Source organism: Actinocorallia herbida (assembly GCF_003751225.1).
GTDB lineage: Bacteria > Actinomycetota > Actinomycetes > Streptosporangiales > Streptosporangiaceae > Actinocorallia > Actinocorallia herbida.
In genome coordinates this window covers 4,544,458-4,559,572 of record NZ_RJKE01000001.1, presented here as the reverse complement: position 1 = coordinate 4,559,572, position 15,115 = coordinate 4,544,458, and the positions used below count along the sequence as shown (strand labels likewise).

Annotated in this window: 11 protein-coding genes; 3 read left to right on the top strand and 8 right to left on the bottom strand. The window is 73.1% G+C overall.

What is annotated here, in order from left to right:
* Positions 1 to 24: 24 nt before the first annotated feature.
* Genes EDD29_RS21075 through EDD29_RS21065 form a run of 3 tightly spaced genes read right to left on the bottom strand, consistent with a single transcriptional unit; the run spans position 25 to position 4,481 of the window.
* Positions 25 to 1,491, bottom strand: a complete 1,467-nt coding sequence (locus EDD29_RS21075; protein ID WP_123666070.1) for an AMP-binding protein — start codon at positions 1,489 to 1,491, stop codon at positions 25 to 27.
* Positions 1,488 to 2,942: an AMP-binding protein gene (locus EDD29_RS21070; RefSeq protein WP_123666069.1), complete on the bottom strand. Its 1,455-nt coding sequence runs from the start codon at positions 2,940 to 2,942 to the stop codon at positions 1,488 to 1,490. The genes EDD29_RS21075 and EDD29_RS21070 overlap by 4 nt, the downstream gene beginning before the upstream one ends.
* Positions 2,943 to 2,945: 3 nt before the next feature.
* The gene (locus EDD29_RS21065; protein WP_123666068.1) at positions 2,946 to 4,481 is read right to left on the bottom strand and encodes a carboxylesterase/lipase family protein; all 1,536 of its coding nucleotides are present in this window, start codon (positions 4,479 to 4,481) and stop codon (positions 2,946 to 2,948) included.
* A 191-nt stretch (positions 4,482 to 4,672) separates the two neighbouring features.
* Between EDD29_RS21065 and EDD29_RS21060 the strand changes: the two genes are divergently transcribed.
* Complete coding sequence (locus tag EDD29_RS21060) at positions 4,673 to 7,513, top strand: helix-turn-helix transcriptional regulator (RefSeq protein ID WP_170201491.1); 2,841 nt, start codon at positions 4,673 to 4,675, stop codon at positions 7,511 to 7,513.
* 16 nt (positions 7,514 to 7,529) lie between these two features.
* On the opposite strand, the gene EDD29_RS21055 is transcribed toward EDD29_RS21060, so the two are convergent.
* Genes EDD29_RS21055 through EDD29_RS21035 form a run of 4 tightly spaced genes read right to left on the bottom strand, consistent with a single transcriptional unit; the run spans position 7,530 to position 12,026 of the window.
* Entirely contained in the window at positions 7,530 to 8,375 is an 846-nt protein-coding gene (locus EDD29_RS21055; protein WP_123666066.1) for an enoyl-CoA hydratase/isomerase family protein, read from the bottom strand.
* Positions 8,372 to 9,409: an ABC transporter permease gene (locus EDD29_RS21050; RefSeq protein WP_123666065.1), complete on the bottom strand. Its 1,038-nt coding sequence runs from the start codon at positions 9,407 to 9,409 to the stop codon at positions 8,372 to 8,374. The genes EDD29_RS21055 and EDD29_RS21050 overlap by 4 nt, the downstream gene beginning before the upstream one ends.
* On the bottom strand, positions 9,406 to 10,929 hold the full coding sequence (locus tag EDD29_RS45550) for a sugar ABC transporter ATP-binding protein (protein ID WP_170201490.1): 1,524 nt from the start codon (positions 10,927 to 10,929) through the stop codon (positions 9,406 to 9,408). Before EDD29_RS45550 ends, EDD29_RS21050 begins: the two co-directional genes overlap by 4 nt.
* On the bottom strand, positions 10,926 to 12,026 hold the full coding sequence (locus EDD29_RS21035; RefSeq protein WP_123666063.1) for a sugar ABC transporter substrate-binding protein: 1,101 nt from the start codon (positions 12,024 to 12,026) through the stop codon (positions 10,926 to 10,928). Before EDD29_RS21035 ends, EDD29_RS45550 begins: the two co-directional genes overlap by 4 nt.
* A 265-nt stretch (positions 12,027 to 12,291) precedes the next feature.
* Between EDD29_RS21035 and EDD29_RS21030 the strand changes: the two genes are divergently transcribed.
* Positions 12,292 to 12,822: a DM13 domain-containing protein gene (locus EDD29_RS21030; protein WP_123666062.1), complete on the top strand. Its 531-nt coding sequence runs from the start codon at positions 12,292 to 12,294 to the stop codon at positions 12,820 to 12,822.
* A 221-nt stretch (positions 12,823 to 13,043) separates the two neighbouring features.
* Here EDD29_RS21030 and EDD29_RS21025 read toward each other — a convergent pair whose 3' ends face one another.
* Positions 13,044 to 13,868 carry an alpha/beta hydrolase gene (locus EDD29_RS21025; RefSeq protein WP_123666061.1) on the bottom strand — a complete coding sequence of 275 codons (825 nt, stop codon included), beginning with the start codon at positions 13,866 to 13,868 and terminating at the stop codon, positions 13,044 to 13,046.
* A gap of 166 nt (positions 13,869 to 14,034) precedes the next feature.
* Here EDD29_RS21025 and EDD29_RS21020 point away from each other — a divergent pair, with 166 nt between their 5' ends.
* On the top strand, positions 14,035 to 15,009 hold the full coding sequence (locus EDD29_RS21020) for a hypothetical protein (protein WP_123666060.1): 975 nt from the start codon (positions 14,035 to 14,037) through the stop codon (positions 15,007 to 15,009).
* Positions 15,010 to 15,115 lie beyond the last annotated feature (106 nt).

Genomic DNA, 15,115 nt, shown 5'->3' with positions numbered 1-15,115 from the left:
CTTCCAGGTCGATCCGGATTGACGTCAAGACGAGAGCAGGGCGAGCTCACGCTCGCGCACCTCCGCGCGCCGCACCTTCCCCGCCTCGTCCCGCAGGGGGTGGTCCACGAAGCGGAAGGAGCGCGGCACCTTGTAGCGGACCAGGCGCTCGCCCACGAACTCCGCGAGCGCCTCGGCGGACAGCTCCCCGTCGGCCTGGACGACGGCGTGCACGCGCTGCCCCAGGTCGTCGTCGGGCAGCCCCACCACGGCCGCGGTCAGCACCCGCGGGTGTTCGAGGATCGCCGCCTCGACCTCCGCCGGGTACACGTTCGCGCCCCCGGAGACGACGAGGTCGAGGCGGCGGTCGCTCAGGAACAGATAGCCCTCTTCGTCGAAGTGCCCGAGGTCGCCGATGGTCTCCCAGCCGCCCGGCTTCTCGACGGTCTCGGCGCCGAGGTAGCGGTAGGTCGGGGGCGTGCCGGCGGGACGGCGCATCTGGATCTCGCCGATCTCCCCGGCCGGGAGCGGGCGGCCCGCCCCGTCGACGACGCGCATCTCCCCGGCGGCGACCCGGCCGACGGAGCCGGGATGGGCGAGCCAGTCGGTGCCGTCGATCGAGGTGATCGCGATGCCCTCGGTGCCGCCGTAGCCCTCGTGCAGCCGGGCGCCGCCGACCAGGTCGATCCACCGCCGCTTGAGCCAGGGAGGGCAGGGCGCGCCGGTGTGGAAGACGTGCTCCAGCGAGCCGAGGTCGTAGGCGCCGGGGCGCTCATCGACGAGCTGGACGATGCGGTGCATCATCGTCGGCACCAGGCTGAGCCACTGCACGCGGTGGCGCTGGACCGCCTCGAGGACCGCCTCGGCGTCGAACCGCGGCAGCACCACCACGTGCTGGCCGAGGTGGGAGCCGAGCATCGACCAGGCGAACGGCGCGTTGTGGTACAGCGGTCCCGGCACGAGCTGCACCTGATGGGACCGCATCCCGAAGACGGCGGCGGACGCCTCCACGTTGAACGCGCTCGACGCCCCCGAAAGGATGATCTTGGGCACGCCGGTGCTGCCGCCCGAGGTCGGCGCCTTCCACGACGGCGAGACCCGCGAAGGCAGCGGCGTCTCCTCCAGCGTGGCATCCGGCTCGAATCCGGCGGGCAGGCAGGCGCGTCCACCGGCCACCGCGGCGTCGAACCCGATGACCAGCGACGGGTCGGCGAGCTTCAGCACCTGGGCGAGCTCGGCCGGGGGGAGCCGGTAGGACAGCGGCTGGGGGACGGCGCCGAGCTTCCAGATCGCGTAGCAGGACTCGTAGAACTCGACGCCGTTGGGCAGGCCGACGCTCACCAGGTCGCCCTGCGCCACACCGAGGCGCCGGTAGGCGCGGGCGAGGCGGTTGGCGCGCGCCTCGAGCCGCGCGAACGTCACGGTGCGGCCGTCGCCGGTCACCGCCGGATCGTCCGGTCTCGCCGCGGCGTGTGCCGTCAGGAGGTCCCCGACGGGGAGTGGGTCGGTCATGTGCGGGCCACCTCTCGATCGCGCAGCGCGCTGCGCCGTACTTTTCCCGCGTCGTCGCGCAGGACCTCCTCGACGAACCGCACGGTGCGGGGGACCTTGTAGCCGGCGAGCCTCGCCGCGGCGAACGCCTTGACCTCGTCCTCGTCCAAGGGCCGCCCGCCGGTCTGCACGAGCGCGTGCACCCGCGCGCCCAGATCTTCGTCGGGCAGGCCGATGACGACGACGGAGGCGACGTCCGGGTGCTCCTGGATCGCCGACTCGACCTCGGCCGGGTAGACGTTCGCGCCCCCGGTCACGATCATGTCGACGCGCCGGTCGGCCAGATAGAGGTATCCGTCCTCGTCGAGGCTGCCGAGGTCGCCGAGCGACTCCCAGCCGTCGCCGAACTCGCGGGGTTCCGCGCCGATGTACCGGTACGTCGGGGGCGTCCCGGCGCTCCGGCGGAGCACGACCTCGCCGACCACGCCGGGCGGTGCCGGCGTGCCGTCGGGGTCGAGCACCGCGATCTCGCCCGTGACCGGGCGGCCGACCGAGCCGCGCCGCCGCTGCCACGCGACGCCGTCGATGGTCGTGAAGGCCTGGCTTTCCGTGCCGCCGTACAGCTCCCAGATCCGGGCCGCGCCGACCAGCTCGATCCACCGGTCCTTGAGCCACTCGGGGCACGGGCCGCCCATGTGCCAGACGACCTCGAGCGAGCTCAGGTCGTACCTGCCGGGATCGGCGTCGATGAGCCGCAGCATCCGCAGCATCATCGTCGGCACGAGGTTGACGATGGTGACGCGGTGCTCGGCGATCGCCGTGAGCGCCGCGGCGGCGTCGAACCGCGGCATGACGACGACGTGCTGGCCGAGGTACGAGCCGACGGTGGAAAGGGTCAGCGGCGCGTTGTGGTAGAGCGGTCCGGGGACCAATTGCACCTGTCCGGGCCGCAGCAGGAAGATCCGGGCCAGCGCCTCGACGTCGGGTGCGCCGGTGTGGCCGGAGACGATCAGTTTCGGGCGTCCGGTGCTGCCGCCGGAGGTGGGCGCCTTCCAGGACGGGGACACCGCCGACGGCAGCGGGCCGTCGGAGAGGTCCGGGTCGGGCTCGAACCCCGGTGCGAGCACCTGTCGGCCGGGCACGAGGTCGGCGACCGCGCCGATCACCAGGGACGGATCGGCGAGCGCCACGATCCGCGCCAGCTCGGGGCCCGGCAGCCTGGCGGACACCGGCTGCGGGACCGCGCCGATCTTCCAGAGCGCGTAGAAGACCGCGAAGGTCTCGATGGAGTTCGGGAGCGCGACGGTGACCAGGTCGCCGTGCCCGACGCCGCGCCGCTGATAGGCGCGGGCCAGCCGGTTGGCGCGGGACTCCAGCCCCGCCCAGGTGATCGACCGGTCGCCGCAGGTGAACGCGAGCTCGTCCGGCCGCCTCGTGGCGTGCCCGGTGAGGATGTCGCCTACGGGACGCAACGCTCAGGCTCCCGACGCGGCGGTGTCGGACCACAGCGCCAGCTCGTCGCCACCGGGGTTCGCGACGACCCGGTGGTCGGGCGACAGCTCGAGCACCGGCCGGGTGTCGCCGTCGTACGCGGGCCACTCGGGCAGGCCCGCGTGGTTCGGGTCGCCGGTGCCGATGAAGGCCACCCAGGCCCGGTGGATGTCGTCGGCGAGCCGCTGTGGCGCGTCCGGCCCGGTCAGCGCCTCGGCCATCGGGGTGCCGAGCGCGTCGAACACGAACGGGAGCTCGACCGAGTGCGCCGCGCCGATCGCCCCGCCGAACGCGGTCGACGGCCAGGTGAACCGGTAGCAGAACGTGCTGCCGGGCCGCTGCGCGGCGTGCGCGTCGGCGAGCCGGGTGGAGCCCACCCGATAGGAGCGGTCGGTCTCCAGCGCCGCGAGCAGGTCGACCTTCGAGGCGTCCGGCCGGTCCTGCGCGTAGACCTTGAGCGCTTCCGCGCCACGCCCCGGGAAGGTCGCCTCGAACAGCGCGTCCACCAGCTCGTCGGCCACCGACATCATGCCGAGGGCGAACACGATGCGGAACTCGTCGCGGTTCGTGCCGATGAGCAGGTCGACGTCGGCGAGCCTGCCGTCCCGCGCCACCTCCAGCGGGCGCTCCGGGAGCACCGCGCCGCCGACGACGGGCATCAACGGGTTCATCTGGGCCGCGATCTCCGGGCCGTACCGGGCGGCGTCGCGGTTCGCGACGTCCTCGAACAGCTCCTTGACCGCCTGCAGCACGTATTCGGGGTGCAGCTCCCGCACCTCGCCCACCGAGTCGAGATCGGGCGCCAGGGCGGCGAGCCGCTCCTTGAGCTCGCGGGCGATGATCCGGCCGGACTCCTGGGAGAGCAGCGGATCGGGGTAGGCGCTCTGCGCGATGGCACGGGCGAACAGGCCCTGTGCCGCCGGTGCGGCGAGCAGCGCGCACACCGCGGTGCCGCCGGCCGACTCGCCCGCGACGGTGACGCGGTCCGGGTCGCCGCCGAACGCGGAGATGTTGGCGCGCACCCACCGCAGCGCCGCGATCTGGTCGAGCGTGCCGTAGTCACCCCCGTCGGGGTCGTCCTCCACGAACAGGTAGCCGTCCACGCCGAGGCGGTAGTTGATCGTCACCGTCACGACGCCGGAGCGCGCGAACGCGCCGCGCTCGATGAGGTCGTCGGCGCTGCTGCCGAACAGGAACGCGCCGCCGTGGATCCACACCAGCACCGGGAGGCCGCTCGCGCCGGGATCGGGGGTCCAGACGTTGACCGAGAGGCAGTCCTCGCCGGTGGGGTGGCCCGGGGAGAAGATGTCGCCGACGGCGCCGTCCGGCCGCGGCTGCGGCGCCGCCGCGCCGTAGGCGAGGGCCGGCCGCACGCCGGTCCAGCCCTCCGGCGCGACGGGGGGACGGAACCGGAGCGGACCCACCGGGGCCTGCGCGTAGGGGATGCCTCGGAAGACCGCGATCCCGTCCTCGACCGTTCCCTCGACCTGTCCGTAAGTCGTCGACACCAACACACTCATGCCAGCCTCCTCGCTGTCGTTGCCGCAGTCGATGATCCGGAGAAACCGGCACCCTGGCACAGAGGGTGCCACCCGCGAATTAAGCGGGGGCCTGTCCAATGCCAGGGGAAAGAGCCGCTGAGGCGGAAAAGCCTCGACATTCACAGGATGTTACGCCTGTGTTACATTCATCCCGGAAGTCGAGGAGAGTGGTGACGACGCAGCCGCGCGGGGGCCTGGTGGCCGGTGACGACGTGCCGCTGACCGGCCGGGCCGAGGATCTGAAGACCGTCGAAGAACGCGTCGGAGACCCGGCGGACCCGGCCGGGCGCGCGGTGCTGATCGTCGGTGAGGCGGGCATCGGCAAGTCCCGGCTCCTCGCGAGCGCAGGCGCGGCCATGCGCGAGCGCGGCTGGACGGTGTTCGACATCCAGGCCGATGAACTCGACCACATGGTCCCCTACGCGGGTCTGCGGCACGCGATCGTGAAGGGGCTGCCCGCCATGGACGACGACCTCGCGTCGTCGGCCCGGGACCTCCTCACCGCGCTGGACGTCGCCGCCGCGCACTCGACCGCCTCGGTGCGTGCGACCGCGTCGCGCTTCTTCACCGCCCTGACCGCGGAGCGCCCGGTGGCGCTGGCGTTCGACGAACTGGCGCAGTCCGACGTCGACACCGTCGTCCTGGTCGGCCATCTCCTGCGGCTACGCGGAGGGCACGCGCTGGTCCTGCTCGGCAACATGCGCGACCGCGAGCCGGGGACGCCGTCCGCCGTCACGCCGCTGCTCGAACGCCTGCGGGGCGAGAAGCGGATCTCCGAGATCGCGCTCGGCCGGCTGTCCGACGACGCCATCGAGCGGATCGCCGCCACGGTGCTCGGACCCGCCGCCGACACCGCCGCGTGGATCGACACCATCCACCGGCTGAGCGCGGGCAACCCGCTGTTCGCCATCGAGGCGAGCCTCAGCGTGCGCGAGTCCGGGGCGGCGGGGGAGGCCGCGGGCTTGGGCGCCGCGGAGGGCATCGAGTTCACCGAGGACCGGCGCCGCGCCTTCGTGCGCCGGGTGCTGCGGATCGACCCGCCCGCCGCCGCGCTGAGCCGTGCGGTGGCGCTCCTCGGTGTGGTCGGCCACGCCCGGGTGGGCCTGGCCGCCATGCTCGCCGGTCTCACCCACGAGCAGGCCGACACCGCCTTCGACAGCCTGGTGAGCCGCGGCGTCCTGCGCCTGCGGGACCGCAACGGGTACAGCGTGAGCCACGAACTGGTCCGTGAGGCGCTCTACCAGGAGATAGGCCCCGCCCAGCGGTGGCGATGGCACCGGACGGCGGCCGAGCAGCTGGCCGCGCTGCCGTCGTCGCCCGCGGTCGACCTGGAGATCGCGCACCACATCCAGCATGTCGCCGAGGTCGGCGACGAACGGGCGATCGCGACGCTGACCCGGGCGGCCGAGCGGGCCTGCGACGCCGCGCCCGGGTCGTCGGTCGGCTGGTACCGGAAGGCGATCGGCGTCCTTCCCGATGAGGACGCACGGCGTCCGGCGCTGCTCGCGCGCCTCTCCCGCGCCTACCTGCTGGCCGGGCGGCCCGACGAGGCGGTCGGCGCGGGGCTGCGCGCCCTGGCCCTGATGCCGGAGGGCGTCGCGCGGACTCGCCTGGTGACCCAGGTCGTCGACGGCATGGTGCTCGCGGGCGAGATGCACGACGCGGTCGGCCTCATCGACGACGAGCTGCCCAGGTCCGCCTCCAGCCTGACGTTCCTGGCCAAGGCCGCGCACATCCACATGGGCGTGGGCCGGGCCGGCGAGGCGCTCGACCGGGCACGGGAGGTGGAGGCCGGGCTGCCCTCGCTCTCCCCGCAGGAGCGGATCGTCGCGATCGGCCACCTGATGCGGATGCGTTTCGTGCAGCGGCGCGTCGACGAGCTCCCGCGGCTGTGCGCGATGATGGAGCGGGCCGCCGACGAGGCCCCCGCGCCGTTCGAGCTCGCCGCGCTCGCCGTCGTCAGCTACGCGCACGCCGGCACGGGGGAGACCCGCCTCGCCTCGGCCGCCATCGCGCGGGCCCAGCAGGTGCAGGCGACCGTCGGGTGGACCCTCTACAACAACGACCTGGCCACCGCGCAGGTCCAGAACGCGGACCACCTCGGTGACTGGTCGGCGGCGCTGTCGATCATCGACGCCACCGCGCACGACCTCGAGCTGACCGGCTCGCGCATGCACCTCGGCGTGATGCGCACGGCGGAGATCGAGATCCTGGCCAACCGCGGCGACTGGGCCGCGGCGCGCCGCGCGGCCGAGAAGCCGCTCTCCGGCGACGCGCACTGCGACGCGATCCAGGTCTGGGCGCGCGCGGGCTTCCACCTGCTCAGCGGCGACCTGGAGGCGGCCCGCAGCGACCTCAAGCTCCAGCTGGAGCGGCCGACGATGCCGCGCTGGGTGCGCGCGCTGCTGCTGAGCCGCCTCGCCGACACCGAGATCGCCGCCGGCCGGTCGCGGCTCGCCGCCGAACTGGTCGCGGACCTGCTGGACGAGGGGCGCGACGTCGTCGACCACCCCACCTATGTGGCGGTCCGGCTCGCGCACGGCCGCGCCACCGGGGACGTCGCGGAGCTGCTCGAGGCGATGCGGGTCGCCGACGCGCACGCCCTGGCCCTGCACCGCGGCTCGGTCCGGCTGGCGCTGGGGATGCTCGACCACGAGGCCGCGGAACACCTGACCGAGGCCGCCCGGATCTTCCAGACCCTGGGCGCGGCGCCGTGGAAGCAGCGGGCCGTTGCCGAGCTGCGCCGCCGCGGCATGCCGCTGCCGCGCCTGCGCACCAGGCCGAGCCGGCTGCTCACCGAGACCGAGGAGCAGATCGTGCGCCTGGTCCAGCAGCGGTTCACCAACCGCGAGATCGCCTCGGCCGTCTTCCTCAGCGTGAAGACGGTCGAGGCGTATCTGAGCCGCATCTACACCAAGACCGGCTGCGGCAACCGGGTCGAGCTGGCCCGGGCCGTCGAGTCGGGCCACCTGCGGCCCGCCGGAGAGGCGGGCCCGCCCGGCCCGCGCTGACGGCCCGGACCGCCCGTCACTCGATCCCGAACGCCTCGCGGAGCGGACCGCTCAGCGGGGCGGGCGGGCCGATCGCCGCGCCGAGGCACTCGTGCGCCATGCCGAACGCGATCTCCTTGACGAACAGCTCACGCCACGGCTGGATCAGGGTCGCCCGCGCGAGCCTGCGCTGCACCCGGCTCTTGGTCATGAACCACTCGCGGGCGATCTGCCAGGCGCGCTCCAGCACCTGGTCGGCGGGCAGCACCTCGCCGACGAGCCCGAGCGCGAGCGCCTCCCGGGCGTCGATGACCTGCCCGGAGTACAGGAAGTAGCGGCCGCGGTTGTGCCCGAGGAGTTCGCGGAACACGGTGTGGACGCCGTCGCCCGGCACGATCCCCAGGCCGTCCCAGTGGCCGTCGGAGAACACCGTGGTGTCGGAGCAGATCACGATGTCGTTGAGGAGGGCGAGCTCCGCGTGGGTCAGGACGGGGCCGTTGATCGCCGCGATGACCGGCACCTGGAGGCCGAGCAGCGCCATCGGCTCGCGGACCTGGTCGCGGTAGGTCAGGTCGTAGCCGGTGTTCCAGTTGTCCCAGCGCTCCAGCATGCCCCGGCCACGGTACTCGTCGGTGTCGATCGCGGCGTTGAACGTGTCCCCGGTGCCGGTGATGATCACGACCTCGACGTCCTCGTCGTGGTCGATGGCCTGGAGCAGCGGGATCAGCTGGCGGTGCGGGCCGCCGCCCCAGCGCAGGGGGCCGTCCTTCGTGTGCATCCGGACTTCGAGGATGCCGTCCTCGAAGCGGAGCTTGAAGAATTCCCCGAAATGCGGTGCGTACTGGTCGAGCCGGGTCCGGAAGAGGGGGTCGAAGGTCGTCATGCGAGGTCTCCGTTTCTTGGTCTGACGAGTGCGAGCAGGCGGCCGCCCCACAGGGAGAGCCCGACCGCGATGATGAGGGCGAGGCCGTTGAAGAGATCGGTGATCCAGTCCGGCGTCCCCGCGAGCTGGAGGCCCTTGACGCCGGTGGCGAGCAGGAAGATCGCGAGGAGCGTGCCGACCACGTTGAACTTCCCGGGCTTGATCTGCGTGGTGCCGAGGAAGGCCGCCGCGAACGCCGGGAGCAGATAGGCCGGGCCGAGCCCCGGCGTGGCCGTGCTCAGCTTCGAGGCGAGCAGGATCCCGGCGCACGAGGCGAGGGCGGACGAGACCACCAGCGACCCGGCCACGACGCGGCCTGTGCGCACCCCGGCCAGCCGGGCCGCGTCGGGCCCCGCGCCGGTGGCCCCGGTCCGGCGGCCGAGCGGAGTGTGTTCGAGGACGTACCAGACGACGGCGGCGATGCCGAACATGTAGAGCGCGATCGCCGGGACGCCGAAGGGCATCCCCGAGGTCAGGTTCGTCAGCGAGTCGGGCACGCCGCTGATGATCTGATCGTGCGACAGCGCTCGGGCCGGTGCGACCAGCACCGAGCTCATCGCCAGGGTCGCGATGAGGCTGTCGATGCCGACCACGACGACGAGGAAGGCGTTGACCGAGCCGACGAGGACCCCGGCGCCGACGGTCAGCACCACGGCCGGGAGCAGGGGCATCCCGGCGTCGGCGGTCAGCGCCGAGACCATGACGGCCGACAGGCCGAGCGTCGCGCCGACGGAGAGGTCGAACGCGCCCGCGGCCAGGGCGGGCAGCACGCCGATCGCGACGATCGCCGTGATGGCCTGCTCGCCCGCGAGCGTCTGCACGGTCAGCTTGGTCAGGAAGGTGTCGGGCACCCATGCCGCGAACAGCGCGATCAGCGCCGCCCAGATGATCAAGCCCGTGTAGTCGGACAGTTGCGAGGTCCACGGGCGGCGCGCCGGACTGGGCGTCGGCGGTCCTGCGGTCTCCTCGGCCGACGCGATGTCGGTGGTGGTCATGCGCGGTCAGCGCCCCTCTGGTTCACGGGGTCTCCCGGCCTCGCCAGGATCCCCTTGCTGATGGCGTCGGCGGTCAGTGCGCGCCCGCTGAGCTCGGCCCGGATCCGCCCCCCGGCGACCACGAGCACCCGGTCGCAGATCGCGGCGAGCTCCTCGTGGTCGGTGGAGGCGACGACGACGGACAGGCCCTGTCCGGTTCGCTCGGTGAGCTGCTCGTAGATCGCGGCCTTCGATCCGACGTCGATGCCCTGGGTGGGCTCGTCGAGCAGCAGGACCGCCGGGTCGCACCGGAACCAGCGGGCGAGCATGACCTTCTGCTGGTTGCCGCCGCTCAACCGGGACAGCGGCGCCTCCCCGTCGGCCGGCACCACGCGCAGCCGGTCGAGCCAGGCCGAGGACTCGCGGCGTTCGCGGCTGAGCGACATCCACCCGGCCCGGTTGCTCCGCAGCCGGGGGAGGGTCAGGTTCTCGCGCAGCGACATCGACGGCGTGGCGCCCTCGCCCGCGCGGTCGGCCGGAATCAGGGCGAGGCCGTGCGCGATCGCGGCCGGCGGGGTGAGCGCGTCGTACGTCGTGCCGCCGAGCCGCAGTTCGCCGCCTGTCCACGGGCGGGCGCCGAACAGCAGGTACGGGATCTCCTCCCGGCCCGACCCCGCGAGGCCGGCGATCCCGAGCACCTCGCCGCGGTGGACGTCGAGGTCCACCTCGGTGACGGTCCGGCCGGTCAGCCCGCGCGCGGAGAGCACGACCTCGTCCCGGGAGTGCGGCGCGGCCGGATAGAACTCGTCGAGCCGCCGTCCCACGATGAGCTCGACGAGACCGTCGTGGTCCAGCCGGCCCACCGGCGAGGTCGCCACCCGGCGGGCGTCGCGCAGGACGGTGACCCGGTCGGCGATGGCGAACACCTCCTCAAGGCGGTGGGTCACGTAGAGGACGGTGCCGCCGTCGTCGCGGATCCTGCGGATCAGGGCGAAGACCTGCTCGACCTCGGTCTTCGGCAGGGAGGCGGTGACCTCGTCCAGGACCAGCACCCGCGCCGGGGGGGCCGCGGGGTGCAGCGCCCGCACGACCGCGACCATCGTGCGCTGCGACGACGACAGCTCCCCGACGAGCCGGTCGGGGTCGAGGTCGATCCCGAACGCGGCGAGATGGGCCGCGGCGGCGGCGCGCTCGCGGCGGTGGCCCAGCCAGCGGCGTCCCGCGTACCGCTCGCCGAGCGCCAGGTTGTCGGTGACGTCGAGCTTGTCGATCAGCGCGAGGTCCTGGTGGACGAAGCGCAGTCCGGCGGCGTAGGCGGCCGCCGCGTCCCCGAGGGCGAGCGGCGCGCCGAGCACCGACGCCTCGGCCGGGCCGTCCGGCGCGTGGAAGCCGGCGAGCACCTTGATCAGCGTCGACTTGCCCGACCCGTTCTGCCCGAGCAGCGCGTGCACCTCACCGGCGTGGAGTTCGAGATCGACGCCCGCGAGCGCCCGCTGCGACCCGAACACCTTGCTCACCGAGTGGAGCTCGAGTGCCTTCACCCGAGTCCCCAGGCCGTCAGGAAGGCGGTGCGGCTGTCCGGGACGTCCCAGGCGTGCTCGAGGTCGGCCTCGTCGATGTTGGCCTTGTCGAACAGCTGCCGCTGGCCGACGGGGTCGGCCAGGTCTTCCGGGAGTTCCGCGCCGGACAGGAGCCGGGCCGCCGCGTCGACCATGCGCCAGCCGACCGAGATCTCCTCGTTCGGGATGGCGGCGGCCTGCAGCCCCTTCTTGACCTCGGCGAGATCCTGCAGCTGCGCGTTCGAGGTGACCAGGTGGACCTTGCCGAGCCCGGCGCTCTTCAGCGCCTGTGCCACGCCGAGCGCGCCGGATCCGGTGGTGATCACGTAGTCCACGTCCGGGTGGCGCTGGATGTGGCTGATGACCTGGCCGGGGATGGTCTTGCCCGCCTGGGCCAGCTGCACCTCGAGTTCGGCGAAGGAACAGCCGGGACAGGTCGCGGCGGCCTCCTTCGCGGCGTCCCGGACGCTGAGCTGCAGCGGGATCGAGGGGTCGAAGGCGAGCAGGATGTGGGCCTTGCCCCCGGAGTCGGCGATCGCGTACTCGGTCATCGCCGTGGCGTTCGCCTTGCGGAAGGCCACCGAGCCGATGGACGCGTCGACGCCGTGTTCGCCCGGCTTCGTGGGCCCGGCCGTCAGGATGACCCGGATGCCTGCCTTCTCCGCGTCGTCGAGCTGCTCGGCGATCGCCTGGATCGGCAGCACGTCGATCGCGAGGATGACGTCGGGCTTCGCCGCGACCGCCTGCGTCCAGGCCGCCAGGATCGCCTCCGGCGTGACCTCGGGACGCAGCGTGGTGAGCTTCCACCCGAGCGCCTCGGCCGCGGGCTCGATGCCGCTCGTGACCGTCGCGCACTCGGGATACTTGCACCCCAGCCAGATCACGCTCTTACCGCTCGGCGGGCTCTTCTCCAGCTTGGGCAGCGCGATAGGCACCGGATCCCGTCGCAGCGCGTCGACGTCCGTCCGGACCTGTGCGGGCACCGTCGCGGCGACGCCGTCGGCATCGCCGCCGTCCGCGCCGCCGCTGCCGCAGGCCGCGAGCACCGAGGCCATCGCGCACACGGCGACCGCCAGCACGCCCGCTCTTCCAGAACCCCACAGACCGCCACTGATGCCATTGCTCCGTGAGCGCATTTCCGTTCCTCCCTCATCCGAACACCGCGCCGTCCGGCCGTCCTGGCCGCCGGCGCACCGACCCCGCCCGGCGATCCGAGACTCGCGCGGACGTGACGGGGAACACAGTGGGGAAGAACCCCCGGCATAACGCGCCGCAACCCCTCACCCGGAAGCGCCGCGCGCCGCATGATGGTGGGACACCCCGTCCGAACCGGAGGAACACCAGGTGGAACGCCGCACGAGAAGGGCCGTACTGCCGGCCGTCGCCATCGCGGGCACGGCCCTGCTGGTGGCCGCTCTCCTGGTCTTCGAGCCCTGGAAGCTCTGGGTGAACGAGACCGTCCAGGAGCCGCTTCCCACGGCGGTCCCCACCTCGACGGCCGGTCCCGGCCCGGCGGCGGCCCCCGTCGCCGTGGCGCAGGGAACCTTCGTCAGCCACGAGCACTCCACGACGGGTACCGCGAAGGTCATCCGCCTGCCGGACGGCTCGCACACCCTGCGCCTCGAGGGCCTGAACACCAGCAACGGCCCGGACCTGCACGTCTGGCTCAGCGACGCCCCGGTCAAGAAGGGCCGCTCAGGCTGGACCGTCTTCGACGACGGAAAGCACGTCGACGTGGCCGAACTCAAGGGCAACCGAGGCGACCAGAACTACCCGCTCCCCGCGAACCTCGACTGGCCGGCCTACCCCAGCGTCAGCATCTGGTGCGCCCGCTTCCACGTCTCCTTCGGCGCCGCCCCCCTCACCCGCACCTGAACCCCGCCCGTGTCCCGAGCGCCGGGGCCAGGTGTCCTCGGGGAGGGCTGGTCTCCCACCAGGCTGAGTCGGAGGGCCGGGCGGTGCGCAGGGCCTGGGGGCGGTGGTCTCGACGAAGCCGAGGAGGCTCGTGAGCTGGGCCGAGACCGCCTGACGGCAACGCACGGGCCCGATCACCGTCGTGGTGATCGGGCCCAGGGGTCGGCGGGGTTCGGAAGGGGCTATGCGGGGGCCGGCGGGAGGTGGGCGTCCAGCCAGGCGACGATCTCGGTGAGGACCTCGGCCTTCTCGGGTTCGTTGTGGGGCTCGTGGTAGAGGCCGTCGAAGACGCGGACGGTGAGGTCGGGGGAGGCGGCGTGGGCGCGGACCACCTCGGTGGCGCTGACGGGCATGAGGCGGTCTGCGCCGCCGTGGACGAGGAGGAGGGGGAGGGTGAGGCCACGGAGGCGGGCGGGCATGGCGGTGGCCGCGGTGAGGATCTCGGCGCCGGTGCGGGCGACGATCTTGCCGGTGTGGTTCAGCGGGTCGGCGCGGTAGGCGGCGACGACCTCCGGGTCCCGGCTGACCGCCTCGATGTCCAGCGCCAGCACACCGAGGTCGGGGAGGAAACGGGACAGGACGGGCGCGAAGGCGCGCTGGACGGCGTTCGACGCGCTCGTGTCGAGCGCGGGCGCGGAGATGACCGCGCCGACGACGCGCGGGTGCCGCTCGCCGGTCAGGTAGGTGAGGGCGACGAGCCCGCCGAGGCTGTGCCCGTACACGAACACCGGCACGTCCGGGTGACGGTCCGCCGCCATCGTGACGAGGGCCGCGACGCCTGCCACGGTCGTGTCCATGCCGTCGATGTTGCCGCGGTTGCCGGGGGATCGGCCGTGCCCGGGATGGTCGACGGCGTAGCACGCGTAGCCCGCCTCGCCCAGCCGGGCGGCGACGGGCGCGTAGCGGCCGCCGTGCTCGTGCACCCCGTGCACGAAGACCACCACGCCGACCGGCGCCTCGACCGTCCAGCCCTGCCAGTACTGCCCGTTCTCCAGCCGGCCTTCCATGTCCGTGCACCCTTCTGTCCGGGGCGAGCCGGGCCACCGCCCCGCTCGTCCCGGCGACGCTACAAGGTGAGGCCGCCCGAGCGCACGATCGGGCAGGTCGCGCCCGGGGTCGAAATCTGTCGGTGACCGCTGGTAGATCTTGGCCTCCCAGAGCGAGGAGGCCATCGTGCGGTTCGTCAGCCCGCCCCGCAACTTGAACGTCGCGGCGCTCTTCCCCGGGATCGAGCGGTTCGCCAGGGAGGCGGTGCGGCTGCATCCGAGGGCGGGAGCGCCGGGCACCGGCGAGAGCTCGGTGGGCGGTCCGCTGCTCTGGCCGTCCGACGAGGAATGGCCCACCTGCTCGGAGCCGCACGCCGAGTACGCCCTGTTCTGCCTGGCCGAGGCCCGGGAGCGGAGGACGATCCTCGCCCAGGTGAAGACACAGGGGCACGCCCCCACCGGCGCGCTGCGGGCCCGCATGTACGAGCTGCTGTCCAGGGAGTTTCCGCTGTCGTCGGTCGAGGCCCCCGTGCCGATGCTGCCCGTCGCCCAGCTGTACGCGCGGGACGTGCCCGGCCTGCCCTGCCCCGAGGGCGCGGACCTGCTTCAGGTGCTGTGGTGCCCGCTCGATCACGAGTCCCTGCCGTACACGGCCTACGGACCGGACGTCCGCCTGCGCTGGCGTGAGTCTGGAGCGGTCGCCGATCCCCTCGCCGTCTACCCCGAGCCACGCGTGATCGCCGAGCCGTACCTGGTGAGCCCGTGCGCCGTGTACCCGGAGACGGTCGTCGAGTACCCCTACCCGCAGCAGCTTCCCGTGCCGTTGGAAAGGGCCATCGAGGCGTGGGAGACGGAGGTGGACGGGGACTACGCCTTCGTGCTCGCCCTGCGCAAGGGCGTCAAGGTGGGCGGCTGGGGCGACTGGTCGCTGACGGACCACTTCGAGATCGTCTGCCCCGAGTGCGGCTCCCGCATGGACGAGAATCTGCTCCTCACCCTCGGCGGCACCGAGGGCGACTCCGACGACCGGTGGCTCGTCGAACGGGATCGGGGAGCCCACCACGCCGACGACGTCGGTTTCACGATCGGCGACGACTACGCGCTCTACGTCTACCCGTGCCCGGCCTCCTTCGACCACGCCCCGGCGATCGTCATCCAGTGACCCGGGCGCCGGGCGGGGTTCGGTGGTGGCCGGTGTGGGGGCACCGGCCCTGAGGGCGTACCGTGCGCATCGTGATATTTGTGTTTTCAGATGGGAGGGGAGCCGC

Excerpts from the sequence above, each read along its gene's own strand:
- EDD29_RS21065 (WP_123666068.1), bottom strand. The coding sequence starts at position 4,481 with ATGAGTGTGTTGGTGTCGACGACTTACGGACAGGTCGAGGGAACGGTC.
- EDD29_RS21075 (WP_123666070.1), bottom strand. The coding sequence starts at position 1,491 with ATGACCGACCCACTCCCCGTCGGGGACCTCCTGACGGCACACGCCGCG.
- EDD29_RS21055 (WP_123666066.1), bottom strand. The coding sequence starts at position 8,375 with ATGACGACCTTCGACCCCCTCTTCCGGACCCGGCTCGACCAGTACGCA.
- EDD29_RS21025 (WP_123666061.1), bottom strand. The coding sequence starts at position 13,868 with ATGGAAGGCCGGCTGGAGAACGGGCAGTACTGGCAGGGCTGGACGGTC.
- EDD29_RS21050 (WP_123666065.1), bottom strand. The coding sequence starts at position 9,409 with ATGACCACCACCGACATCGCGTCGGCCGAGGAGACCGCAGGACCGCCG.